At 32.7% G+C, this 24,017-nt stretch carries 20 protein-coding genes; 5 read left to right on the forward strand and 15 right to left on the reverse strand.

From position 1 onward, the window contains the following. Positions 1–136 precede the first annotated feature (136 nt). Positions 137–589, forward strand: coding sequence for an Lrp/AsnC family transcriptional regulator (locus tag KZH69_RS06560; protein ID WP_219316677.1), 453 nt, complete (start codon positions 137–139; stop codon positions 587–589). A 56-nt stretch (positions 590–645) separates the two neighbouring features. Here KZH69_RS06560 and cysK read toward each other — a convergent pair whose 3' ends face one another. The 5 genes from cysK to truA form a co-directional block, all read right to left on the reverse strand. Beyond that, positions 646–1,560 carry a cysteine synthase A gene (gene cysK / locus KZH69_RS06565; RefSeq protein ID WP_219316650.1) on the reverse strand — a complete coding sequence of 305 codons (915 nt, stop codon included), beginning with the start codon at positions 1,558–1,560 and terminating at the stop codon, positions 646–648. Between the two features lie 159 nt (positions 1,561–1,719). Continuing rightward, positions 1,720–3,108: a dihydrolipoyl dehydrogenase gene (lpdA, locus tag KZH69_RS06570; RefSeq protein ID WP_219316651.1), complete on the reverse strand. Its 1,389-nt coding sequence runs from the start codon at positions 3,106–3,108 to the stop codon at positions 1,720–1,722. A 523-nt stretch (positions 3,109–3,631) separates the two neighbouring features. Beyond that, on the reverse strand, positions 3,632–4,216 hold the full coding sequence (locus KZH69_RS06575; protein ID WP_219316653.1) for an NUMOD4 domain-containing protein: 585 nt from the start codon (positions 4,214–4,216) through the stop codon (positions 3,632–3,634). Positions 4,217–4,350: 134 nt separating this feature from the next. Further along, entirely contained in the window at positions 4,351–6,105 is a 1,755-nt protein-coding gene (locus tag KZH69_RS06580; protein ID WP_219316654.1) for an ABC transporter ATP-binding protein, read from the reverse strand. Positions 6,106–6,193: 88 nt separating this feature from the next. Further along, positions 6,194–6,964, reverse strand: coding sequence for a tRNA pseudouridine(38-40) synthase TruA (gene truA / locus KZH69_RS06585; protein ID WP_219316656.1), 771 nt, complete (start codon positions 6,962–6,964; stop codon positions 6,194–6,196). Positions 6,965–7,200: 236 nt separating this feature from the next. On the opposite strand from truA, the gene KZH69_RS06590 reads away from it, so the two are divergent. Further along, a complete protein-coding gene (locus KZH69_RS06590) occupies positions 7,201–7,698 on the forward strand; it encodes a metallophosphoesterase family protein (RefSeq protein ID WP_219316657.1) in 498 nt (165 codons plus the stop codon). A gap of 3 nt (positions 7,699–7,701) precedes the next feature. Here the strand turns inward: KZH69_RS06590 and KZH69_RS06595 are convergent, their stop codons facing one another. The 3 genes from KZH69_RS06595 to KZH69_RS06605 all read right to left on the reverse strand — a co-directional run bounded on the left by KZH69_RS06595 (position 7,702) and on the right by KZH69_RS06605 (position 10,679). Further along, positions 7,702–9,396, reverse strand: coding sequence for a tetratricopeptide repeat-containing sensor histidine kinase (locus KZH69_RS06595; protein ID WP_219316658.1), 1,695 nt, complete (start codon positions 9,394–9,396; stop codon positions 7,702–7,704). Between the two features lie 48 nt (positions 9,397–9,444). Next, positions 9,445–10,107, reverse strand: a complete 663-nt coding sequence (locus KZH69_RS06600; protein ID WP_219316678.1) for a response regulator transcription factor — start codon at positions 10,105–10,107, stop codon at positions 9,445–9,447. 158 nt (positions 10,108–10,265) lie between these two features. Further along, positions 10,266–10,679 (reverse strand): DUF4293 domain-containing protein, encoded by a 414-nt coding sequence (locus tag KZH69_RS06605; RefSeq protein WP_219316659.1) that lies wholly within the window; start codon positions 10,677–10,679, stop codon positions 10,266–10,268. A 182-nt stretch (positions 10,680–10,861) separates the two neighbouring features. On the opposite strand from KZH69_RS06605, the gene rho reads away from it, so the two are divergent. Further along, positions 10,862–12,694 (forward strand): transcription termination factor Rho, encoded by a 1,833-nt coding sequence (rho, locus tag KZH69_RS06610; RefSeq protein WP_219316660.1) that lies wholly within the window; start codon positions 10,862–10,864, stop codon positions 12,692–12,694. 124 nt (positions 12,695–12,818) lie between these two features. Here rho and KZH69_RS06615 read toward each other — a convergent pair whose 3' ends face one another. From KZH69_RS06615 to KZH69_RS06625, 3 genes are all read right to left on the reverse strand, one after another. Further along, the gene (locus tag KZH69_RS06615) at positions 12,819–14,042 is read right to left on the reverse strand and encodes an RsmB/NOP family class I SAM-dependent RNA methyltransferase (RefSeq protein ID WP_219316661.1); all 1,224 of its coding nucleotides are present in this window, start codon (positions 14,040–14,042) and stop codon (positions 12,819–12,821) included. A gap of 109 nt (positions 14,043–14,151) precedes the next feature. Continuing rightward, the gene (locus tag KZH69_RS06620; RefSeq protein ID WP_219316662.1) at positions 14,152–16,122 is read right to left on the reverse strand and encodes a KUP/HAK/KT family potassium transporter; all 1,971 of its coding nucleotides are present in this window, start codon (positions 16,120–16,122) and stop codon (positions 14,152–14,154) included. Positions 16,123–16,246: 124 nt separating this feature from the next. Continuing rightward, positions 16,247–17,521: a hypothetical protein gene (locus tag KZH69_RS06625; protein ID WP_219316663.1), complete on the reverse strand. Its 1,275-nt coding sequence runs from the start codon at positions 17,519–17,521 to the stop codon at positions 16,247–16,249. 119 nt (positions 17,522–17,640) lie between these two features. Here KZH69_RS06625 and KZH69_RS06630 point away from each other — a divergent pair, with 119 nt between their 5' ends. After that, a complete protein-coding gene (locus KZH69_RS06630; RefSeq protein WP_255557657.1) occupies positions 17,641–18,705 on the forward strand; it encodes a WD40/YVTN/BNR-like repeat-containing protein in 1,065 nt (354 codons plus the stop codon). Between the two features lie 59 nt (positions 18,706–18,764). On the opposite strand, the gene KZH69_RS06635 is transcribed toward KZH69_RS06630, so the two are convergent. The 4 genes from KZH69_RS06635 to KZH69_RS06650 form a co-directional block, all read right to left on the reverse strand. After that, positions 18,765–19,223 carry a sensor of ECF-type sigma factor gene (locus KZH69_RS06635; RefSeq protein ID WP_219316665.1) on the reverse strand — a complete coding sequence of 153 codons (459 nt, stop codon included), beginning with the start codon at positions 19,221–19,223 and terminating at the stop codon, positions 18,765–18,767. A 48-nt stretch (positions 19,224–19,271) separates the two neighbouring features. After that, a complete protein-coding gene (locus tag KZH69_RS06640; RefSeq protein WP_219316666.1) occupies positions 19,272–19,700 on the reverse strand; it encodes a hypothetical protein in 429 nt (142 codons plus the stop codon). A gap of 117 nt (positions 19,701–19,817) precedes the next feature. Continuing rightward, a complete protein-coding gene (locus KZH69_RS06645; RefSeq protein WP_219316667.1) occupies positions 19,818–20,360 on the reverse strand; it encodes an RNA polymerase sigma factor in 543 nt (180 codons plus the stop codon). Between the two features lie 63 nt (positions 20,361–20,423). Next, the gene (locus tag KZH69_RS06650) at positions 20,424–21,530 is read right to left on the reverse strand and encodes an SRPBCC family protein (RefSeq protein WP_219316668.1); all 1,107 of its coding nucleotides are present in this window, start codon (positions 21,528–21,530) and stop codon (positions 20,424–20,426) included. Between the two features lie 302 nt (positions 21,531–21,832). Here KZH69_RS06650 and KZH69_RS06655 point away from each other — a divergent pair, with 302 nt between their 5' ends. Further along, the gene (locus KZH69_RS06655) at positions 21,833–23,869 is read left to right on the forward strand and encodes a dipeptidyl-peptidase 3 family protein (RefSeq protein WP_219316669.1); all 2,037 of its coding nucleotides are present in this window, start codon (positions 21,833–21,835) and stop codon (positions 23,867–23,869) included. Positions 23,870–24,017 lie beyond the last annotated feature (148 nt).

Raw genomic sequence — 24,017 nt, forward strand, 5'->3', positions numbered from 1 at the left:
TAAATGTAGTTTTAAAGATTTAAAAAACTTTATAGGGGTTAATATTCAAAATATAATTCTATATTTGATTGTAAATACAGTTTTTAAATATTGAATTTTATCTTAGTAGTTTTTGAAACCATATAATTATTCTGAAATGGATGCCATAGACAAAAAAATATTGATGCTTTTGCAACAAGATTCAAAACAAAACACAAAAGAAATCGCCGAAAAAGTGGGGTTGTCAGTTTCTCCAACTTTTGAGAGAATTAAAAAATTGGAACAAAAAGGTTATATAAAAAATTATGTGGCTTTATTGGATGCTTCCAAAATTGGGAAATCAATCAGTGTGTATTGTCAAGTGACTTTGGCCGTTCACTCACGGGAATTGATAGATTATTTTAAACAGCACATTCTTGTATTGCCCGAAATTACGGGCTGTTTCCATGTATCTGGGAATTATGATTTTTTGTTGAAAGTGGCTGTCAATGATATGAATGAATATCAAAAGTTTGTCATCGATAAATTATCGGTTATCAAAGGGATTTCAAATGTGCAAAGCTCTTTTGTGATGGAAGAAATTAAAAATGACTTTGCTTATAATTTATAAAATAAAAAAACCGACTTGCTTTCACAAATCGGTTGGATATTGAGGGGATTTATTTTTTATTCAAATAATCCCTCTATACTCAAATAGCGTTCTCCAGTATCGTAGCAAAAGGTTAGTACTTTGGAACCTGAAGGAATTTCTTTTAGTTTTTTGGCAACAGCGGCTAATGAAGCTCCAGATGAAATTCCAAGAAGAATACCTTCTTCTTTAGCAGCTCTTTGGGTATATTCATACGCTTCGTCTTTGCTCACTTGTATAGTTTCGTCAAGGATCTCCGTATGCAAATTGGTAGGAATAAATCCAGCACCAATACCTTGAATCGGGTGGGGTGAAGGTGCTCCGCCACTAATGACTGGTGAAGCTTCAGGTTCTACAGCAAAGACTTTTAGATTTGGAAAATGTTGTTTTAGTATTTCGGCACAACCTGTTATGTGTCCGCCAGTTCCAACACCTGTAATTAGATAATCTAATCCATTTGTAAAAGCTTTAATGATTTCCTGCGCAGTGGTGGTTTTGTGAATATCTATATTTGCGGGGTTGTCAAATTGTAGCGGAGACCAGGAATTCGCAATTTCAACAGTTAATTCTTGTGCTTTTTCTAAAGCGCCTTTCATTCCTTTTTCACGAGGAGTAAGAACAAATTCGGCTCCATAGATACTCATTAATCGGCGTCTTTCTACCGACATGGATTCGGGCATTACCAAAATTAATCGGTAACCTTTTACGGCAGCAACCATCGCTAATCCAATTCCGGTGTTTCCAGAGGTGGCTTCAATTATGGTACTGTCTTTTTGTAATAATCCTTTTTGCTCTGCATCTTCAATCATCGATAGAGCAATTCTGTCTTTGATGCTAGCTCCAGGATTTGTTTTTTCAAGTTTTATCCAAACATTAGCTTCTGAGCCAAATAATTTATTGATTTTTACGTGCGGCGTATTACCAATAGTCCCTAGTATGTTGTTGTGTAGCATTTTTCTTTTTTTATATATAAAAGTAAATATACTCCACATTTAGGTATTGGCAAAATAGAAGAGGGATTATTCTTTGTTTAAATTTCGCTCTCTTGGATAAAAAGAAAAACCCGATTTGAAATATTCAAATCGGGTTTTAAATTTATAAAATCTTATTTATTACAAATGAATTACTTCACCATATGCATCAGCAACTGCTTCCATAACTGCTTCACTCATAGTTGGGTGAGGATGGATTGATTTTAGGATTTCATGTCCTGTTGTTTCCAGTTTACGAGCTACAACTGCTTCAGCAATCATATCAGTAACTCCAGCTCCAATCATGTGACATCCTAACCATTCGCCATATTTGGCATCAAAAATTACTTTTACAAAACCGTCTGGAGTTCCGGCAGCTTTTGCTTTTCCTGAAGCTGAGAATGGGAATTTACCAATTTTTAATTCGTATCCTTTTTCTTTTGCTTGTTTTTCAGTCAATCCAACAGAAGCAATTTCTGGAGTGGCATACGTACAGCCAGGAACGTTTCCATAATCGATAGGATCGACGTGAAGCCCAGCAATTTTTTCTACACAGTTAATTCCTTCAGCAGAAGCTACGTGAGCTAATGCTTGCCCTGGAGTTACGTCACCAATTGCGTAATATCCTGGGATATTAGTTTGGTTATATTCGTTCACCAAGATTTTATCTCTATCAGTAGCAATACCCACTTCTTCTAATCCGATGTTTTCGATGTTGGTTTTGATTCCAACAGCTGATAATAAAATGTCAGCTTCAAGAACTTCTTCTCCTTTTGCTGTTTTAACAAACGCTTTTACTCCAGCACCAGTAGTGTCAATACGTTCAACAGAAGAGTTGGTCATGATTTTAATACCTGCTTTTTTCAAAGAACGCTCAAATTGTTTTGAGATATCTTCATCTTCTACAGGAACTACGTTTGGCATAAATTCTACGATTGTTACATCAGTCCCCATTGAGTTATAGAAATGAGCAAATTCTACTCCAATAGCCCCAGAACCTACAATAATCATTGATTTTGGTTGCGTTGGCAATGTCATTGCTTGACGGTATCCGATTACTTTTACTCCATCTTGCGGTAAGTTTGGTAACTCACGAGAACGGGCACCGGTAGCAATAATGATATGATCTGCGCTATATTCAGTAACTTTTCCGTCTTTATCGGTAACGTCTAGTTTTTTACCAGCTTTTAGCTTTCCAAAACCATCTATAACGTCAATTTTATTTTTTTTCATCAAGAATTGAACACCTTTGCTCATTCCTTCTGCAACCCCACGGCTACGTTGAACCACTGCCGGGAAGTCTTTATCAAATGATGAAACAGTCAATCCATAATCAGAAGCGTGCTTTAAATAATCAAAAACCTGAGCCGATTTTAATAATGCTTTAGTTGGGATGCAACCCCAGTTCAAACATACACCACCTAGGTTTTCTTTTTCCACTACGGCAACTTTAAATCCTAATTGAGAGGCTCTAATTGCTGTAACATATCCTCCAGGGCCACTTCCTAAAACTATAATATCGTATTTCATTTTGTATTTGTTTATTTGTTATTTGTACAAAATGCAGTCGGCAAGGCCTCGTGTCATTTCAAAGTTTTTTTATTTGTTTTTTAATGGTAAAATGCAGTTGCTTACGCTCGTGTCATTTTCTTCTTTTTATTTAAATTATTGTAAAATGAATTTGTAAAAACTCATTTTATTTTTTTAAGAATTTATTTTTATAGGTAAAAATAGAATTCGCAAAAGCTCATTTCATTTTAATGATTGTTGTAATAATTTGAGATTGCGAATTTAAGGATTTATTTGATTATTGAAAAATTTAGTAGGTACAAAGTTTTATTCTATTTTGTGATAGATCTGACTTTGATTTTTTATTTTAGGAGCAGTAGTAGGATTCGTTTTCAGGAAGTGTGGAAGATGCTATTGCTTACAATTTAAATTAATTGGATACTTGTGAAATTATACACATGCAACGTGATTTTTTATATAGAAAAAAACATAGGTTGCTTTTGGAGATAAAATCGATTGTTAATTGTTTAAAAAAAAACAATAATTAAATCCTTACATGTCCCCAATTTTCACCAGATGCAATACGTCTGATTTGCATTTCGCTTACACCAAATTGTTTGGCAATCATTTTCAGGCGTGTTTTTTGTTCTGGCCTTGCTAAAATTTTTTTAATTAACATGACCCTAATGGTTGTTAATTTTCTTCCGTCAGCTTTTAGATTGTGTTCGATTAGACTTTTTCTGGCCTGAATTACTTTTGGATTCTTATTCCTATGTTCAATCATTTCAGCTCTGGTAGCCCAACGTAAATTATTGACATCATCGTTATTTCGACTATAATCTAAGTGTATTACATAAATTTGTTCCTCAGACTGTTTCGGAATAAAATATTGCGCTACTAGTTTATAAAGAAATAAACATTTGCTAACACTTTTACCGTCTTTTTTGATTCGGAATGAAAAAGTTGGATAACCATCACTTAAAGATCCTTTTAAAAGTCGACAATCTTTTATGTTTTCTGAAAAACTAATTAATCGCCCTTTGTTTGAAATGGCATATCGAAGTTTTAAAGAGTAATCGAGTTCTAATTCTTTAAATTGTTCGTTTGGATAAATTCTAATTTGTGGCATTTGAATTTGAATTTAGATATTCAAAGATATTCAAATTAATACATTTAGTATATTAAACGACTGTTTTTTAGGTGTTATTTTGGGTTTTTACTAATGTAATAGCAGTTATTGTGATAATTTTCTTTAATTTAAAATCAGTTTGCAACTGAAAATTGGGAGTCATACAGGTTTTTATAATACCCTTTTTCTTGGTTTATCAATTCTTGGTGCGTTCCTTGTTCTACAATTAAGCCTTTGTCCATAACCACAATTTTATCAGCATTGACGATGGTGGCCAATCGATGTGCAATAACAATCGATGTTCTTCCTTTGGTAATGGTTTCTGTAGCTCGCTGAATGAGTTCTTCGGAATACGTGTCGATTGAAGATGTTGCTTCGTCCAGGATAAGAATACTGGGATTACTCACATACGCACGTAAAAAGGCAATAAGTTGGCGCTGTCCGGACGATAACATTACACCACGTTCTTTTACATCAAAATCATAATTGTCTGGCAAGCTCATAATAAATTCATGAACGCCTATTTTTTTGGCAGCATTCAATACATGATCTCTAGTGATTTCAGGATTGTTGAGTGTTATATTATTATAGATGGTATCGGCAAAAAGAAATACATCCTGCAAAACCACCGCAATTTGCTTGCGCAATGAACTCAAAGTGTAATTCTCAATATTGTGATTGTCTATAAATATTGAACCGCTATTGATTTCATAAAACCGATTCAGTAAATTGATAATGGTCGATTTTCCTGCTCCGGTAGAACCTACAATGGCAATAGTCTGACTCGCTTTTACTTCAAGATTGATTCCTTTGATGACCTCTTCGTTTGGTATATATCCAAAATGGACTTTTTCAAAACGAATATCTCCGTCAAAAAGTGGAGCTTCAATAGTTCCTGTATCTTGTATTTGGTCTTGAGTATCCAAAATGTCAAAAACACGGTTGGCGGCAATCATTCCCAATTGCATTTCGTTGAATTTATCCGCAATTTGACGCAACGGATTAAACAACATTCCGATGAACATCGTATATGAAAATAAATCCCCAAACGTAGTCGAACTATCTCCTCTCAAGATATTAAATCCTCCGTATAAAACAATAAAACCAAGTGTCAACGATGAAATAATATCGGCAATAGGAAAGAAAATCGAGTTGTATAAAATGGTTTTTATCCAGGCTCTGTTGTGTTTATCGTTGATTACTCTAAATTTTTCGGCTTCAATATCTTCGCGATGAAACAACTGAACTATTTTCATCCCAGTAACTCTTTCTTGGACAAAAGAGTTCATATTGGCAATTTGAGTACGAACTTCTTCAAAGGCAACTTGCATCTTTTTTTGAAAAATACGGGTGATAAAAACCAAAATTGGCATTGCGACAATCACAATCCATGTCAGTTTCCAGTTCATATAAAACATAAAAATAAGTACCACCAGCATTTTCATCAAGTCACTTATAATCATAAATAATCCTTGGCTGAAAATACGGGCAATAGCCTCAATATCCGATACAGATCGGGTTACAAGTTGACCTACAGGAACCAAATCAAAATATTTCATTCTAAAACTCAAAATGTGTTTGAATAGTTTTACCCGAATGTCTTTTACAATATCCTGCCCAAGCCAGTTTGCCCAATACACAAAGAAAAATTGGGAAAAAACCTCCAGTAAAAGAATAATTCCCATCAAAGTGATATACATCAATAGACCATTTTGATCTTTGGGCTGGATATAACTATCGACCGTTTGTTTTAATAAATAGGGGCGAAGTGCTGCAAAAACCGATAGTGAAATGGCGAAAATAATCACACCGTTAAAACGCCATTGGTAGGGTTTGGTGTATTTTAATATTCTCTTGAATAATCGGGTGTCAAATGCTTTTGCTTTCATTTATTTTCTGGAGCTTTTTCCTGCTATCCGCTGCAATCTTTTCTATTTTTAAAGAAAAAATAGAAAAGGATTTCCGCTTCTATCAGGGCTATTTCGTAATGTAATCGTATTCAATTTTGGTTAAATATAACCCATGTGCCGGAACCGAAAATCCAGCGTTATCTCTGTTTTTACTTTCTATAATCGATTCAAAATCATCCAAAGTGATTTTATGCAACCCAATATTAATTAAAGTTCCCACAATTGAGCGAACCATATTTCTCAAAAAACGATTGGCCGAAATGGTAAAAATTAATTTTCCGTTTTCTTGTTTAGCTCCGCTCTGTTCGGCTCCGCCTCGAGTCCAATACGCTTCAAATATACTGCAATCAAATGTGTTTACATCAGTGTTTACCTTTGAAAAACATTGAAAATCGGTATGATTCAGTAATGATTTTGCGGCCTCATTCATTAAATCCACATCGAGTTTTTGATGGAAATACCAGCTTTGCTCTTGAAGAAAAGGATCTTTGAAGGTGTTGATGTGGTATTCGTAGGTTCTTTTTGTAGCATCAAAACGAGTGTGTGCTTCGTCAGCAACGGGAAAAATATCATAAATAACAATGTCTTTTGGTAAAAAAGAATTAAGCTTGTGTATTAGATTCGGTATGTCAAAGGGGGTTTCCAAATCAAAATGGGCATACATTTCTTTGGCATGAACCCCAGTATCGGTTCTTCCTGCCCCCATAAGATTAATGGGTGTATTGAGAATAACCGAAAAGGCTTTGTTCATCGTTTCTTGTACAGAAGCTGCATTGGGTTGGTATTGCCAACCGTGATAGTGTGTTCCGTTGTATGCTAATTTTATAAAATATCTCAATTTTAGTGCGCAGTATTCAGTGTTTAGCATTCAGCCAATGATGCTGAAAGGATGTACACTGAAAGAGTTAATAGTGGCAAATTTACAAAGAATGTATCTTGTTTGGTTGTTTTTTATTTAAAAGAGAATGTCTATTTTTGCCCAAATGCCATAGCCCTGATAGAAGCGTTATCCTTTTTGTTTTTCCTTTAAAAATAAAAAGATACCAGCGAATAGCAGGATTAGCTCCTTAAAACATGAAAAAAATCCTTTTGCTTTCCGATACACACAGTCATATTGATGACACTATCTTAAAATATGTTAATCAAGCTGATGAAGTGTGGCATGCGGGCGATATTGGGGATTTAATCGTTACTGATACGATTAAAAAGCTGAAACCTTTGCGCGCTGTTTATGGAAATATTGATGATACCCAAGCGCGTTTGGAATTCCCTTTACACAATCGATTTTTCTGTGAAGGCGTTGATGTTTGGATCACGCATATTGGTGGTTATCCTGGGAAATACAATCCGGCTTTGAAGACTGAAATGGCTTCAAATCCGCCAAAGTTGTTTATTTGCGGTCATTCGCATATTCTAAAAGTGATTTTTGATAAAAAGAATAATTTATTGCATATGAATCCAGGTGCAGCGGGTAAAAGCGGGTTTCATCAGGTGCGAACGATGCTCCGTTTTGTGATTGATGGTGACGCTATTAAGAACTTAGAGATTATTGAAATTGATAAAAAGGTTTAGTATTTAATAGATGATAGGGATTTTTAAACTAATTGTGGTTCCTTTGTTTAGTATGGAGTTTATATTAAATTCACCTTTCATATTGTTTATTCTTGCCCGAATTTGGTTGATCCCAAATCCTTCTAAAACTTCAAAATGATTATTTTTGAAACCGGTTCCATTATCCGTTACATTAATGATCAGGTTCGATGCAGTTTCTTGAATGTTGATAAAAGCATTATTGGCATTACTGTGTTTGATGATGTTGTTGATTAATTCGGCAATGATGAAATACAGTTTCATTTCAAAATCCTCATTGTATCTTTTTTTGATGGAAATCATGGAGTTAAAACTGATTTTAATCATTGAGTTAGATGTTTTTTCGCACAAATCTTCCAATGCGTAGAACAATCCGAAACGAACCAAAAGGGAAGGCATCAATTCGTGTGATAAGTTTCGGATTTGATTGTGTGCTTCTTCGAGTATTTCTTTTGTTTTGTTGATTTCTTCTGGTTGAGTTTTGTTTTGTGAAGTATAAACATTCAGATGCAAGCCCGCGGAAGAGAGCAGAGAGCTAATGTTATCATGTAGAAAAGAAGCTATTTTTTTTCGTTCCAATTCTTGCCCATCAATTGAGGCATTAATTATGTTTTCCTGGATTTTGCTTTGGAAATCTTTGAGTTTGTTTTTTTGTTTCAAGCGTATGTTTTGGAAGAAAAAATAAAGAAAAATTATAGTACATATTAAAAGAAAAAGGACAATAATGACAATTTTTTTATTTTTGGACTGTTCTTCGATAAGTTGGTTTTGTCTTGTTTTGTAAGTCGTTTCAATCTTGTCAATTTCTCTTTTGTAATGATCAATTTCAAGATTAATTCCTACTATATTGGCTTTGTTTAGTTTTTCTTCGATATGGAGATCATTATTTATTTTATTGTATAGCGAAAGATTTTCATAAGCTTTTTGAGGTTCCTTTATTTTATTTAAAAATTTTGAGTATTCTAAATGAGAATAGGATAAATCTGATTTTTCATTTCCGAGAGTGCCAAATACGATTGCTTTTTCGAAATAAGAATTGGCTTTTTCGTTTTCGTTCATAAAATTGCAATACATGCCGTTTAGCATGTTCAATGCGACAATAGTTGATTCATCACCATCAATGGATTGGTATTTATTGATGTATTGCAAATAAGGAAATCCTTCTTCGAATTTTTCAATATCAAAGTAAGCCCAGCCAATATTAAGTTTGGTCAGGAATATTTGTTTTCTATCTAGGATTTTTTGACTGTGCTCTAATGATTTTTTGTAATAATAAACTCCTTTATCGTATTGTTTTTTGTCAAAACAATAAATGTTGCCTAAATTGTTATAAAACTGATTTTTTAAAATATTATTATTTGTTTTATTAACATAATAGAGCCCGATATTGTAATAGTATAAAGCTTTGTCGGGTTCTGTGAGTTCATCAAAATTGGCAGCAATAATTAAATAGGAATTGGCGATTAAATCATTGTCTTTATTTTTTATGGCCTGTTCTAACGCAACTCTTGATTTCAATAATGATTTTTCGTAATCACCCGCGATTCTGTTTGCCTTGGCATCTATTATTAGTTTGGCAGTTTCTTTTGTGGAAAGTAATTTATTTTGAGCAAGTGAGGTTTGACTAAAATAGATTAGAAATAAAAAACAGATTAGTAGTCGAAACCTAATTTGATACATATACTTATTATAGAAGCGATAAATAAAAAATGTTTTTAGTTTTTAAACTTAAGATATAATTAAATGATTATTCATGGCATACTTAACAATACCAATGGTGTTTTTAGCTTTTAATTTTTTCATGATATTTTTCCGATGCGTTTCAACAGTATTAATGCTGATAAAAAGTTGCTCACTTATTTCTTTACCGCTGTATTCAAGAGCAATCAAAATGATAATCTCTATTTCACGTTCTGTCAATAATGGGTTTACATTGGGTTTGTAAGTATTTAATTTTGGATTATTTTTGGTTGCATTAGAGAATATTTTTTCTCGAATAGATTCGCAAAAATATTCTTCGCCGTTTGCAACAGCTTGTACTGCCTGAATTATGTTGTCGCCAGCACATTGCTTGGTCAAATAGCCACTTACTCCAAGATCCATGATTTCTTTAATTAATTTTAAATCATCATAACTAGAAAGAATGATTACTTTGCATGGAAATCCTTTTTCGGCAAATTCTTTGACAACTTCAATTCCGTCTTTCTCGGGCATACTAATGTCTAAAACAAGAACATCAGCTTGATTTTTGCTCACATCGTCGTAAATAGTTGTTCCGTTGAGTGATGAACCAACAACTTCAAAATTAGGTATTGTTTGTAGTAAAGTTTGAATACCGTGTAAAATTATCTGGTGGTCATCGGCAAGATGAATTCGAATATTCTTTGTCATATTATCAATTACTGTATTCAAATTTATAAAAAAAAAGATTGTTAATCTGTACTAATTTTTTTATTTTTCAAATAAAATAAAATTGTCGTTTGAATAAAAAAACCCGAACTGTTACATTCGGGATTTCTTCGCACATTAATAAATTAAATTTTATAGGTTTACCTCAATCGATCCACAGATTTTACAAGATCTTCGTCCTTCTTAATGGCTTTGTTAGCTAAAGCTAAAAAAACAATTGCCAAGATAGGCGCAAACATCCCAATACCTTTCTCAGAAACAACGAGTGTTTCTCCAGATAAATTTAGTGAATGATATACAAACAATCCTAATAAAATCAAATTTAATACGATATTCAATCTGTTGGCAACAAATTGAGTTTGTCTTTTTTTAAATGATATAATGCTGTAAATGGTTATTGCAGTGCTTAATCCCAATAAGACAACATAAATTTGATTTTGCATAAAATAATATTCTTTGCCATCGCTCAATGTCCATAAAGGAAAAATAAATGGCAAAATACCTACTACCAAAAAGGTGAGGAATAAATATACGGTTTGAATTCGTTGTATCATGACTTTGTATTGTTGTACAAAAATATATTTTCTTTTTAATAAATACTATTGTATGATAAATTTTATTTGTATTATTGCATAACATTACCGTAAGCACTTCATACTGCGGTTGATTAAAATAAGATACTACCTAAAAAAATCTTTTGCATTATTTCCAAATTAATTAAACAAATAGAACATTGATGTTTGATATTTCTGTATTAAAAGAAATGAAGCTTGCTGAGCTTCAAGAAATAGCTAAAACGGCTAAAACCATTAAATTCAACGGTGTAAAAAAAGAGACTTTAATTAGCCAGATTTTAGAACATCAAGCAGCTACTGTTGGATCAGAATCAACAATAGAAAAGAATTCAGAAAAAAATATAGAGGAGGATAAACCCAAAAGAGCTCGCATTGCAGCTGTGAAAAAGGGAATTACTCCAAAAAATGATGCTCCTTCTTTATTTGTTACTGATGAAAAAATAGAAGAGCCCGCAGTAGCAGTAATCCCAGAAAAAAAGGAAACGATTATTTCACCCATTGCAACTGATGCTGCAGAAAGTCAAGTTTCTCCAAAAAGAGAAGGTAAGATAGTAAAGTTTAGCAAGTCTGCTTACGAGAAAAAGATGGCTTTGCAAAAAGAGAAGGAAGCCTTAAAGGAAACTGGGATTCTGGAAGAAACTTCATCAGATTCCAATCCGGAAGTAATAAATGAGAAAGTAGAAAGCCCTGTTCCAGAAAAAAAAATAAATCCTAATCAACTTAATAAAAAGGGACAAAACCCAATTGCTAAGTTGAATCCCAACCAAAATGGAAATCCCAATCAAAATGGAAATTCCAATCCAAACCCAAACCAGAATCCTAATCAAAACCCAAATTTTAAAAACAAAAAAAGTAATTTTAAAGATGCAGATTTTGAATTTGATGGTATTATAGAAAGCGAAGGTGTTCTTGAGATGATGCCAGATGGTTACGGTTTTTTACGTTCATCGGATTATAACTATTTGGCTTCACCAGATGATATTTATTTATCTACTTCCCAAGTTCGTTTATTTGGTTTAAAAACTGGAGATACTGTAAAAGGAGTAGTGCGTCCTCCAAAAGAAGGGGAGAAGTTTTTTCCTCTTGTGCGAGTTTTAAAAATTAATGGACATGATCCACAAGTGGTTCGAGACAGGGTATCTTTTGAGCATTTAACACCGGTTTTCCCTTCCGAAAAATTCAGATTGGCCGAGAAACAAAGTACTATTTCAACACGAATTATCGATTTGTTTTCTCCAATAGGAAAAGGACAACGCGGTATGATAGTTGCTCAGCCTAAAACGGGTAAAACAATGTTGCTAAAAGAAATTGCCAATGCAATTGCTGCCAATCATCCAGAGACTTACTTAATTGTTTTATTGATCGATGAGCGACCTGAAGAGGTTACCGATATGATTCGTAGTGTACGTGGTGAGGTAATTGCTTCAACATTTGATAGAGAGCCACAAGAACACGTGAAAATTGCTAATATTGTTCTCGAAAAAGCAAAACGTTTAGTTGAGTGTGGTCATGATGTTGTAATTCTTTTGGACTCAATCACTCGTTTGGCAAGAGCATATAATACAGTACAACCGGCATCTGGAAAAGTGTTAAGTGGAGGTGTGGATGCTAATGCTTTGCAAAAGCCAAAACGTTTCTTTGGTGCAGCTCGTAATGTTGAGAATGGAGGGTCTTTGAGTATTATTGCTACTGCTTTGACAGAAACAGGTTCTAAAATGGATGAAGTTATCTTTGAGGAATTCAAAGGAACGGGTAATATGGAATTGCAATTGGACAGAAAAATTGCAAACAAACGTATATTTCCTGCTATAGATTTAACATCGTCTAGTACAAGACGTGATGATTTGTTATTGGATCCAAAAACTTTACAAAGAATGTGGATCATGCGTAAAATGCTTTCAGATATGAATCCTGTTGAGGCTATGACTTTAATAAATGATCGTTTCAAAGCAACTAGAACTAATGATGAGTTTTTGATTTCTATGAATGATTAGGAGATTAAAGAACAAAGAATAAAGATCAAAGAAAAAAAATGTTATTGCATAAAAAAAAGTCCTCGAATTTCCGAGGACTTTTTTTTTGTGCAATCTGCAATCTGCAATCTGCAATCTGCAATCTTTATTCTTTATTCTCTTTTCTTTCCAATAAAGCCATATAAAATCCATCAAAACCAGATTCTGAAGCCAGTATTTTTTGATCTTTTATGAAATTAAATTGTTTGCCTATATCGGTGGTTAGAAAACGAGCGATTTGTTCTTGATTTTCGGAAGGTAAAATAGAGCAAGTAGCATAAACTAATTTGCCGCCTGGTTTTACAATTTTTGAATAACTTTCCAATACTTCCGATTGTACTTTACGAATGTTATCAATGAATTCAGGTTTTAATTTCCATTTGGAATCCGGATTTCTTTTCAGTACACCTAATCCACTGCAAGGAGCATCAATTAAAACTCTGTCAGCTCTTTCGTGGAGCTTTTTGATCACTTTTGTAGAATCAATGATGCGGTATTCAATATTGAACGCACCATCTCTTTTGGCTCTAAGCTTTAACTGTTTTAGTTTGCTTTCGTATAAATCCATTGCAATCAATTGTCCTTTGTTTTCCATCAAAGAAGCAATATGTAATGTTTTTCCTCCAGCTCCAGCACAAGTGTCAACCACTCGCATACCTGGCTTTACATCCAGAAAATGAGCTACTAATTGTGAATTTGCATCTTGAACTTCAAAAAAGCCCAGTTTGAAAGCATCTGTCAAGAAAACATTGGCTCTTTCTTTTAGTACTAATGCGTCTGGTTGGTTTTTTAAGAACTCTGTTTCGATGTTTAAATCCATCAAAATAGCTCTCAAGTTTTCTTTGGTAGTTTTAAGTGTGTTGACCCTTAAAATTACTTTGGCAGGTTGGTTTTGAGCAGCTATTTCTGTAGCCCAAACTTTTTCACCTAATTCTTTCACTCCTAATTCGTCCATCCAATCTGGAATGGATTCTTTAAGTGCTCTTACTTTAGATAGTTCGTCAAAACGACCTTTTATTTTTCGTTCCGGTGTTCCTTCCAATTGTCTCCAATCAGGAATTGGATAACCTCTTAATACAGCCCAAACTGAGAACATTCGCCAAAGGTTGTCTCTGTCATACGGTTCTTTTACTTCGGCAATTTCACCGTATAATCTTTTCCAACGTACTATTTCGTAGATGGTTTCTGCTACAAATTTTCTATCTGAACTTCCCCAACGTTTGTCTTTTTTTAGGGATCTTGCTACTACTTTATCGGCATATTCTCCCTCGTTAAAAATAGCATTAAGGGCATCTATAGTAGTATAAACTAAATTTCTGTGTAATCTCATTTTAAATAATTGAAATGCAAAGGTACTATTTATTGGTTAAAACTGAGTTTTATATTTTAATCAAAAAAAAACACTGCTATTGAAACAGTGTTTTTTTGGATATATTTATTTAGTTTTTTACGTAAACTCTCGTTAGTCCAATATTTTCTGGTGGATGAAGAACCATTGGGAATTTCTCAATTTTTACAGAACTACTGTCTAATCCAAAAGCACTTTCTTCCGATAAACTTAGTTTTTTAATAAAGAAATAGGAGTTCATTATCAATTTTTCATGCCATAATAAATCGCTATCATTAGACAGGAATTTTTCAGATAAAACGAATTTGAAATCTCCAATTATATTGTTTTTGTTAAGGGATTCATATCTACTGGTAATATCTACTTCACCATTTTTTACCATGTCTTTGATTACTTCCCTAAACATTAAGTTTATTTTGGTTGGTTCTCTAAATCCAAGATTGAAATCTACTCGGTATAAATCATCTTTAAGAATTTCTCTTACTTTATATTCGGTTTTATAAGGTTCGGATAAAATATTTACGTGAACAAACCAATAAATATCGGCTCTTTTAGGTCTTTTTTGTAAAATAGAAAACATTACTTTTTCTTCAATTTCATCAGAGCGGTTGGCATTGGTCATATAAACCAAATGGGTCGCATATTTTGGAATGGATAAATCGGCACTTAATTCGCTTAATACTTTTTTGTAATCATCAATTTTTACAAATTTGGTATAACTTTTATTAATTTGTTTGGCTCTGTACCAAACGGTCATTATACCAATAAGAATTAGTGCTATAAAGAGTGTTACATAACCACCTTCGGCAAATTTTGTAATATTTGCTGCTAGAAAGCTTAACTCAATACACATGTAAATCGTAATTAAAGGTACGAAAAAGTACCATTTTACTCGTTTCATGATTAAATAAAAATTCAATAATATGGTTGTCATAATCATGCATAGGATAATAGCCAAGCCATAGGCATGTTCCATATTGCTGGATTCTTCAAAATGTAATACAATTCCGATACAACCAAGGAGTAATAACCAGTTAATAGAAGGGATGTACAATTGACCTTTCAGTTCTGTCGGATATTTGATTTTAACTTTTGGCCAGAAACTTAATCGCATTGCCTCGTTAATCAAAGTAAACGAACCGGATATAAGGGCTTGAGATGCAATTACAGTGGCTACAGTAGCAATCACAATTCCAAATGGTTTGAACCACAGTGGCATTATAAGATAAAAAGGGTTGGCAAAATCACCTCCAAGTGCTTGTAAGGTTGTTCCCTCGTGATGAATTAAATAAGCTGCTTGTCCAAAGTAATTTAAAACCAACGCTAATTTTACAAAAATCCAGCTTATTCTAATGTTTTTTCTTCCGCAATGGCCCATGTCGGAGTATAATGCCTCAGCTCCCGTGGTACACAGGAATACAAAACCTAATACAAAGAAACCTTCTGGATGAATGCTTAATAAATGGTAAGCATAATAAGGATTAATAGCTTTAAAAACCTCTGGATGTATAGAAATTTGATTAATTCCTAAAATAGCGAGCATCCCAAACCATATAAGCATCATAGGAGCGAAAAATTTCCCAACCAATTTAGTCCCAAATTGTTGAATTGTAAATAACATGACCAAAATACCAATAACAATTGGAACGGTATTAATGTGCGGGAAGTAACTTCTCATTCCTTCAACAGCAGAAGATACTGAGATGGGAGGGGTGATGATTCCGTCTGCGAGTAGGGCGCTTCCACCTATTATAGCGGGAACAATCAGCCATTTGATTTTTGTTTTTTTTACCAAGGCATATAGGGCAAAAATACCTCCTTCACCGTGATTATCGGCGCTTAAAGTAATAAGTACATATTTGATTGTAGTTTGAAGGGTCAGAGTCCAGAAGACACATGATACGCCTCCTAAAACGACATCTGCATTTATTATATAATCGCCAAGTATGGCTTTCATTACATATAAAGGAGATGTTCCAATGTCTCCGTAAATTATTCCTAAAGAAATTAATAAACCACCTAAAGTTAATTTGCTATGGAGGTCTTTGTGCGTTGCGCTCATCTAATATTTTATAAAAACTCGTCAAATTTACTATTTTAAAACAAATTAAGGTAACTTATTTTTAAAATAATAAAAGAGGCTTAATAGTAACATATTAAGCCTTTTTTGTAGTTTTTTAAATTATTTACATTCTTCTTCCATTGTTTCTTGATGCGTTCTCGCTGCCTCGCGATTCAGTTCTTTGTGCGTTGTTTTCTCTTGGGGAACTGTTTGTGTTTTGGGAATAATTTCTTTGAGGTTCTGCTTTTTGAGCGTTATTCTCTCTAGGAGTATAGGCTCTGCTTTGGGAATAATCTCTTTGAGGTTCTGTTTTTTGAACGTTATTCTCTCTAGGAGTGTAGGCTCTATTTTGGGAATAATCTCTTTGAGGTTCTGCTTTTTGAGTGTTATTTTCTCTAGGAGTGTAGGCTCTGTTTTGGGAATAATCTCTTTGAGGTTCTGCTTTTTGAGTGTTATTTTCTCTAGGAGTGTAGGCTCTGTTTTGTGCATAGTCTCTTTGAGGTTCTGCTTTTTGAATTGTTACTTCTCTTGGAGTGTTCATTCTGTTTTGAGTATATTCTTTTTGTGAATTACTAATGTAATTGCTCTTGTTTCTAGTATAATTGGAATTGTTTCTAGAACTAGAAACTTCATTTCTTGAACCACTATAATTGCTATATCTTCTTTGATCTAACTCATATCTGTTGGAAATTTTATCGTTTCTTCTTGAAAAAGCATATTCAGGATATTGTCTTTCATAACTGTTACAGCTGTAAGTGTTGTAGATAACCGGAGCGCGGCTACATCTTCTGTAGTTTACATAGTTGTAAGTATTATAATAGTTCACGCAACCATAAACATTCTGTCTGTATCTGTAAATTGGGTAGGGGTTCCATGCATAGTAATATGTTGGATAATAGTTCCAAGTCCAAGTTGAATAATAAGGACGGTAATAACCACCCCAAAAAGAGGCGTAAATTTGAGGGGTATAACAATATTCAGGTTCGTAAATATAATTTTGACCATATATATATGCGTTTCCAACTATTTGAATCGAAATTTTGTTGCGTCTGTCCTTTTCAATTTCAATAGTAGCAACGTCTTGGTACAAGTCGCGACCAATAACTGATTGTATAACAATCACGTGTGTTCTGTTCTCTACAGATTCTATTACTCTTAAATAGTCAACACGATTGTCATTGTTCAAGTCTAAATTTGAGATTTGAAGCTTTGGGTCGTTTAATCTTCTTTCAAAATCATTTAAGCTTTCTGATTCTCCAAAGATAGAAGAAACGGCAGTCAAATCTAGGTTATCACTAATTTCAGAGTTCATCGCGTTTATTGTTGTTCTATTTTGTGCATTCATTTGAAAGGCAAAAAAGGAAGCGATAATGGCGGCTAATTGTAATTTGGTTTTCATGGCGAATTTGAGTTAATTGTTTTTTGTCTTAAACATATATACAACAACTGTGCCAGAAATAATTATTATTGGTGATGGATTTTAGATAAAATTATATATTTGATAAAAAATATTCGATTATGATAAAGAAGTTTGTTCTAAGTGTTCTGTTTTTTAGTATTTTACATTTTTCTGATGCTCAAAATTTAAATAAAAATAAATTAAAACAAACTAGTTTTAGTTCCATTATAATAGATACACTATTTCAAGATAAAATTAGTATTCGAGCAATTGTAATCGATCAAGATAAAATTTGGTATGCCGGCGATAAAAACAGATTCGGTTTTTATGATTTAAAATCTAATAAAAGAAACGAAAAAACCATTGTTGAAGATACTTTACAAATCGAGTTTAGAAGTATTGCGAAAACATCCAATTATATTTACGTACTGAGTGTAGCCAATCCTGGGTTGTTGTATCAAATAAGTAAAGATGGAAAAAAAACTAAATTGGTCTATCAAGAAAAAAATACTAAAGTGTTTTTTGATAGCATGCAATTTTGGAATGACAAAGAGGGAATTGCGATAGGTGATCCAATTACCGATTGTCTTTCGATCATAAGGACCCATGATGGTGGAAATACTTGGAGTAAATTACCGGATACTAAAGCCCCTAAAGTTTTTGAGGGTGAAGCTCATTTTGCGGCAAGTAATACCAATATAATTGTTAAAGGAAATGATACATGGATTGTGTCTGGTGGAAAGAAATCAAGAGTGTTTTATTCTTCAAACAAAGGAAATTCTTGGGATATTTATGAAACACCAATTATTCAAGGCAAACAAATGACCGGGATTTTTACAGCAGATTTTTTTGATGCCAAAAATGGTTTTGTTGCCGGCGGTAATTACGAAGCACTAAATCAGAATTCTGAAAACAAAGCAATTACGTCTGATGGAGGAAAAACATGGAAACTTATCGCGAATAATGAGGCTTTTGGATATGCGTCTTGCGTTCAGTATGTACCAAATAGCAACGGGAAAGGAATTATAGTTGTTGGAGCTTCTGGCTTGTATTATTCATCAGATGGAGGTTTAAATTGGATGCAGTTTTCTAATGACCCAAGTTTCTATACTATTCGGTTTATAGATGAAAGGGCAGCAATTGCGGCTGGTCGTAATAAAATGATCCGAATTCTTTTTAAATAAAAAGTTCTCGTTTTATAAAGGATTTTATAAAACGAGAACTGTATTGAATGGATAAAAAACTATTTCTTTAGTCCTTTGTCTTTATATTGTTGCAACAGTTTTCTGTTGAAATCTTCTTCAGCTTTTTTTAGCTTTATAATTTTTACAGAAGGAAGAACTTCTTTCAAACTAATAATGAATTTCTTTCTTAAGTTGAATAGGTCCTCTTCGTTACTTTCAATTTGATTTAAAAGCGTGCTAGCTTCTTTTTCAGATAACTTATCAAGTTCGTCATCTTGCATTCTTTTAAAATAGCCTTTCATTTTTTGATGTCTCAATTCAAATTGTTTGTCGTCAAAAGTGTTGTAAATAGGCCAAAACTTCTCAGCTTCACTTGAGGTAAGATTTAATTCGCTAGTAATAAAAGCTACTTTCATTGCTTTTATTTGTTCTCTTTTCTCTCTAAATCGTTCACCTTGAGCGTAAAAATTAAAGGATAAAAATAAGAATAATATGGGGTATAATTTTTTAAAGTTCATGATGTTTATTTTTGGATTTGTTATACTATTTTAATGTGTTTTTTGAGTTTAATTTTCTATAACTAGATTTTCAATATTAGGATTGGTTACCAAAATATCTTCCAGTGTTTCAGTTTCTATCTCCTTTGTCTTTGAGATAATAACACTGTTTTCAGGTTCTATTTCTCCAATTAATTCGTCTTGATTAAGAGTAGTTTCTTCTGTTAAATAATTTTCTAAAGTTACCGTATCGACTTCTTTATTTTTTGTATTTACTTGATAGGCTATTGGGATCATTAAGGAAAGCACTAAAATTGCTGCAATGGTCATAAGAACAGTTTTTCTTTTTCTAGAAATAGATACAACTTTAGTTTCTTCTGCAATTGGTTCTTTTGGTAATTTTTGAATCAAGTTTGTAGCGAAATTTTCAAAGTAGTGCTCAGGAGTTTTGAATCCTGAATCTATTTTTGGTTCTTGATCTAATTTAAATGGTTTCATATTGAGTTGCTATTTTCTTTTATCGGAATATGGTATCGCTATTCTCTATTTTTATTTGTGTTTTTTGAATCATTAGAATTTCATAGTGTGTATTTGACTAAATCATGATTAAAAGGTTTAATCTGAAGTTACAAATGCTTCTATTTTTTTTACCGCATGATGATAGGAAGCTTTTAGCGCGCCCACCGATGTTCCTAGTATTTCTGATATTTCTTCGTATTTTAATTCTTCAAAATATTTCATTTTAAAGACTAATTGTTGCTTCTCCGGTAATGCTACGATTGCTTTTTGCAATTTGATTTGAATTTCATTACCGTCAAAATAAATATCGGCTTTTAAATTGTCAATGGCTTTGTTTTGTAATTCGACAGATGATATACCGCTTTTTCTTGCTTTTTGGTTTAAAAAAGTCAATGCTTCATTGGTCGCAATGCGATAAATCCAAGAAAATAATTTACTTTCGCCTTTAAAGTTTTTTAAATTTTGAAATACTTTTACGAAAGTATTTTGTAAAACATCATCTGCATCATCGTGACTCAAAACAATGTTTCGAATATGATTGTACAGTGGTTTTTGATATTCGTGCAGGAGTTCTTGAAACGCTTGATTTTGCGTTTTTGGGTTCAATAGACGAGTAATGAATTCCTTTTCTTCCTGCAATTTGTTCTTTTTTAAACTTAGATGCAAATGAATGAAAAAGGTTTAATCTGAAAATAAATTAAATTAAAATTCGGATTGATTTTCATTTTTAATTGTCGTTGGAGTGTTTACTAGGCTATCTTTTACCACTCTTCTATAAGGTGTTGGAATCACTTTTGGTTTTATCGGAAAATAAATATCTGTTATCCATTTTGAAGGGTTTTTGGATTCGTTTTTACCAATAGTGAAAATTTCCAAATGTGAAAAAGTGTTGCCAGTAAGGATATTGTTAGCCGAAGCGTAAGCTGATGTTTTTGCTAATGCTTTATTTTTATAGCTATAATTTCCAGTTAAGCGGGTTTTTAATGCGTTAAAAGCTACCAATTTGCCAGATAAAATATCGCTTCCTTCACTAGTGAAGATTTGTTCTTTTATAGGAATGCAAAAAGAAACTCTCGTTAAATCTTTAATAGTATCGTAAGTTTGATAGATAATAAATGGTTTTCCGTTTAAAGCAATATTGTTTTGTTTACAAAAATTGATGATTTTAGAAAATACAACATTTGCATTTCTTGAAATATCGCTTATTTTGCTAGTAAAGGATTGTCTTAAGTAAAAAGTCTCTAATTTTTTTACAATACCATTTATTTTTACGTCAAAAGTATTGTTTTCAATGTCAAGAGACTTATCCAGATTAACTAAACTTTTATCATAAACTTTAGATAAAGAATTTGGAGTCCCACTGTTGAAAAAGGTTTTTACTTTCATCATGAAATCCATTTTTCCAACGGATTTCCAAGTGACTTTTGTCCCCCCCAATGTATCTTTGAAACTCCAGTAAATATCAGAAGAGGCTCCGTTAAATTCCATTTTTTGAACTATACTGTCATTACTTTTAGTGTATAATGTTTGAATATTACCAATATCACTTGTGCCATCCCACTTTAAGGTACTTCCTTTTCCTGTTGATATTGGAGAAAATGATAAGTTCATATTTGCATCCGAAGTAATCCATGTGGTAAATTTACCCCAGTTTTTAAAGTCATTCACGTAATTAAAAACAGTTGCTTTTGGAGAATTGACTACTTTACTGCTTTTTACCGTAAAATTCCCTTTTTGTGTTGCAATATAGATTGTAAGGGCTACAAGGCTTAATAGTAATAGAAGAAAAAGATACTTTATAATTCTCATAATGGGGTTGATTGTTTTTTGTGATGTAAAGTTAGAAATTTAATTAATTATACTACAACACAATTCATAAAATGTTAAAGTGTTTCTCAGGGATTTTGTTTTATGCAAAGGGAATTATTTTTAAGGAAGTTTTATTATTAACATAAAAAAGATATTTAGGGCTTTTGATATATAAATAATTAATTGAAGCAGTTGTGAAATATGTAAAATACTAATAATTTATTGTCTTATTTTTATTATTTATTTAAAGAAGCCGTATATTTGGTGTGTATTTGTATGTTTAATATCTAAAAAAAAAAATAATGAAATTAGTTAAAATAGTAGGTCTTTTTATGATTTCAATGATTTCAGTTGTTGGTAATGCACAAAGTGATAAAAAGACAACAACAAAATCCAATGAAAAAGCACCTTTCGACTTCTTTGTAGAGCAATTTTCTGATATAAAAGTTTTGCGGTATCAGATTCCTGGATGGGAAAATCTTAGTTTAAAAGAACAGAAGTTAGTTTATTATTTAACTCAAGCTGGAAATTCAGGACGTGATATAATGTGGGATCAACATTATAAATACAACTTGAAAATTCGTAAAGCATTGGAGAATATTTATCAAAATTATAAAGGAGACAAACAATCTGCTGATTGGAAAAATTTTGAAATTTATTTGAAAAGAGTTTGGTTTTCAAACGGTATTCATCACCATTATTCAACCGAAAAGATCAAGCCTGATTTTTCAATTGCTTATTTTAATACCTTATTGAAAACAACTAAAACTACTTTGTCTCCACAAATTGTTGCCATTCTATTCAATGATGTAGATTCGAAAAGAGTGAATCTTGACGCTACTAAAGGATTATTAGAAGGATCGGCGATTAATTTTTATGATAAAGGAATTACCCAAAAAGAAGTAGAAGTTTTTTATGCTGCTAAAAAAAGCCCAGATCCTAAGAAACCCTACTCTTTTGGTTTGAATTCTAAATTGGTTAAAAATGCAAATGGTCAATTAGAAGAAAAAGTTTGGAAAAGTGGTGGAATGTATGGACCAGCGATTGATAAAATTATTTTTTGGTTGGAAAAAGCCCAAAAGGTTGCTGAAAATAAAAAACAAGGAGATGCTATTGGTTTGCTAATCCAATATTACAAAACAGGAGATCTTAAAACTTGGGATGACTATAATATTGCATGGTTGCAGGCGACAGAAGGGAATATTGATTATATCAACAGTTTTATAGAAGTTTATAATGATCCATTGGGATATAGAGGTTCTTATGAAGGTATTGTTCAAATTAAGGATTTTGATATGTCTAAGAAAATGGAAGTTGTGTCTAAAAACGCGCAGTGGTTTGAAGATAATTCACCATTGGCGCCGGAACATAAAAAGAAAAACGTGGTTGGAGTTTCCTATAAAACAGTTGTTGTAGCGGGAGAATCTGGAGACTCGTCGCCGAGTACCCCTATTGGAGTAAATTTGCCAAACGCTGATTGGATTCGTGCCGATTATGGTTCCAAATCGGTTTCACTTGGAAATATTATTGATGCCTATTCTAAAGCTGCTGGAAAAGGACGATTGCAGGAGTTTGCAAATGATGCTGAAGAAATTCGTTTAGCCGAGAAATATGGTGAACTAGGAAGTAAATTGCATACCTCTTTGCATGAAGTAGTAGGGCACGCATCAGGACAAATAAATCCTGGTGTTGGAACTCCAAAGGAAACATTAAAAAACTATTCTTCCACATTAGAGGAAGGAAGAGCTGATTTGGTCGGTTTGTATTATTTGTACAATCCAAAAATTCAAGAAATTGGTTTAGTTGACAATTGGAAAGAATTAGGTATGCAATGTTATGACAGTTATATTAGAAATGGATTAATGACACAATTAGTTCGTTTGGAATTGGGAGCCAATATTGAAGAAGCTCACATGAGAAACCGTCAGTGGGTGAGTGCTTGGGTATATGAAAAAGGTAAAAAAGAGAATGTTATCGAAATGATTACGCGCAACGGAAAGACATATTTTAATATTACCGATTATGATAAACTGCATGATTTATTTGGAGAACTATTAAAAGAAGTACAACGAATTAAATCGGAAGGTGATTTTGAAGCTGGAAAAGCATTGGTGGAAAATTATGGTGTGAAAGTCGATCAAAAAATTCATGCTGAAGTATTGGTGCGTAACAAACAATTTACAGATGCTCCTTATAGTGGTTTTGTAAATCCAGTTTTGGTTCCAAAATTAAATGGCAAAGGAGAAATTATTTCAATTGTAATTGAGCAACCAAAAACATTTGCTGAGCAAATGTTGAAATATTCTAAACAATACGGTTTTCTTCCATTGGAAAACTAAAAAGCGGAATACTACAAGACAAAAAAAGCTTGGTAGGGAGCTACCGTCTGGACACAACTTTTTTTATCTTTGAGATAAAAAAATGCAGACAAGACATTTTGAAGATTTAAAAGACAAGCGATTGTTGAATAGAGGAAATTCTATTCTC

Source organism: Flavobacterium taihuense (assembly GCF_019351435.1).
Classification (GTDB): domain Bacteria; phylum Bacteroidota; class Bacteroidia; order Flavobacteriales; family Flavobacteriaceae; genus Flavobacterium; species Flavobacterium taihuense.

Excerpts from the sequence above, each read along its gene's own strand:
- KZH69_RS06560 (WP_219316677.1), top strand. The coding sequence starts at position 137 with ATGGATGCCATAGACAAAAAAATATTGATGCTTTTGCAACAAGATTCA.
- cysK (WP_219316650.1), bottom strand. The coding sequence starts at position 1,560 with ATGCTACACAACAACATACTAGGGACTATTGGTAATACGCCGCACGTA.
- lpdA (WP_219316651.1), bottom strand. The coding sequence starts at position 3,108 with ATGAAATACGATATTATAGTTTTAGGAAGTGGCCCTGGAGGATATGTT.
- KZH69_RS06575 (WP_219316653.1), bottom strand. The coding sequence starts at position 4,216 with ATGCCACAAATTAGAATTTATCCAAACGAACAATTTAAAGAATTAGAA.
- KZH69_RS06580 (WP_219316654.1), bottom strand. The coding sequence starts at position 6,105 with ATGAAAGCAAAAGCATTTGACACCCGATTATTCAAGAGAATATTAAAA.
- KZH69_RS06590 (WP_219316657.1), top strand. The coding sequence starts at position 7,201 with ATGAAAAAAATCCTTTTGCTTTCCGATACACACAGTCATATTGATGAC.
- KZH69_RS06595 (WP_219316658.1), bottom strand. The coding sequence starts at position 9,396 with ATGTATCAAATTAGGTTTCGACTACTAATCTGTTTTTTATTTCTAATC.
- KZH69_RS06600 (WP_219316678.1), bottom strand. The coding sequence starts at position 10,107 with ATGACAAAGAATATTCGAATTCATCTTGCCGATGACCACCAGATAATT.
- KZH69_RS06605 (WP_219316659.1), bottom strand. The coding sequence starts at position 10,679 with ATGATACAACGAATTCAAACCGTATATTTATTCCTCACCTTTTTGGTA.
- rho (WP_219316660.1), top strand. The coding sequence starts at position 10,862 with ATGTTTGATATTTCTGTATTAAAAGAAATGAAGCTTGCTGAGCTTCAA.
- KZH69_RS06615 (WP_219316661.1), bottom strand. The coding sequence starts at position 14,042 with ATGAGATTACACAGAAATTTAGTTTATACTACTATAGATGCCCTTAAT.
- KZH69_RS06620 (WP_219316662.1), bottom strand. The coding sequence starts at position 16,122 with ATGAGCGCAACGCACAAAGACCTCCATAGCAAATTAACTTTAGGTGGT.
- KZH69_RS06625 (WP_219316663.1), bottom strand. The coding sequence starts at position 17,521 with ATGAAAACCAAATTACAATTAGCCGCCATTATCGCTTCCTTTTTTGCC.
- KZH69_RS06630 (WP_255557657.1), top strand. The coding sequence starts at position 17,641 with ATGATAAAGAAGTTTGTTCTAAGTGTTCTGTTTTTTAGTATTTTACAT.
- KZH69_RS06635 (WP_219316665.1), bottom strand. The coding sequence starts at position 19,223 with ATGAACTTTAAAAAATTATACCCCATATTATTCTTATTTTTATCCTTT.
- KZH69_RS06640 (WP_219316666.1), bottom strand. The coding sequence starts at position 19,700 with ATGAAACCATTTAAATTAGATCAAGAACCAAAAATAGATTCAGGATTC.
- KZH69_RS06650 (WP_219316668.1), bottom strand. The coding sequence starts at position 21,530 with ATGAGAATTATAAAGTATCTTTTTCTTCTATTACTATTAAGCCTTGTA.
- KZH69_RS06655 (WP_219316669.1), top strand. The coding sequence starts at position 21,833 with ATGAAATTAGTTAAAATAGTAGGTCTTTTTATGATTTCAATGATTTCA.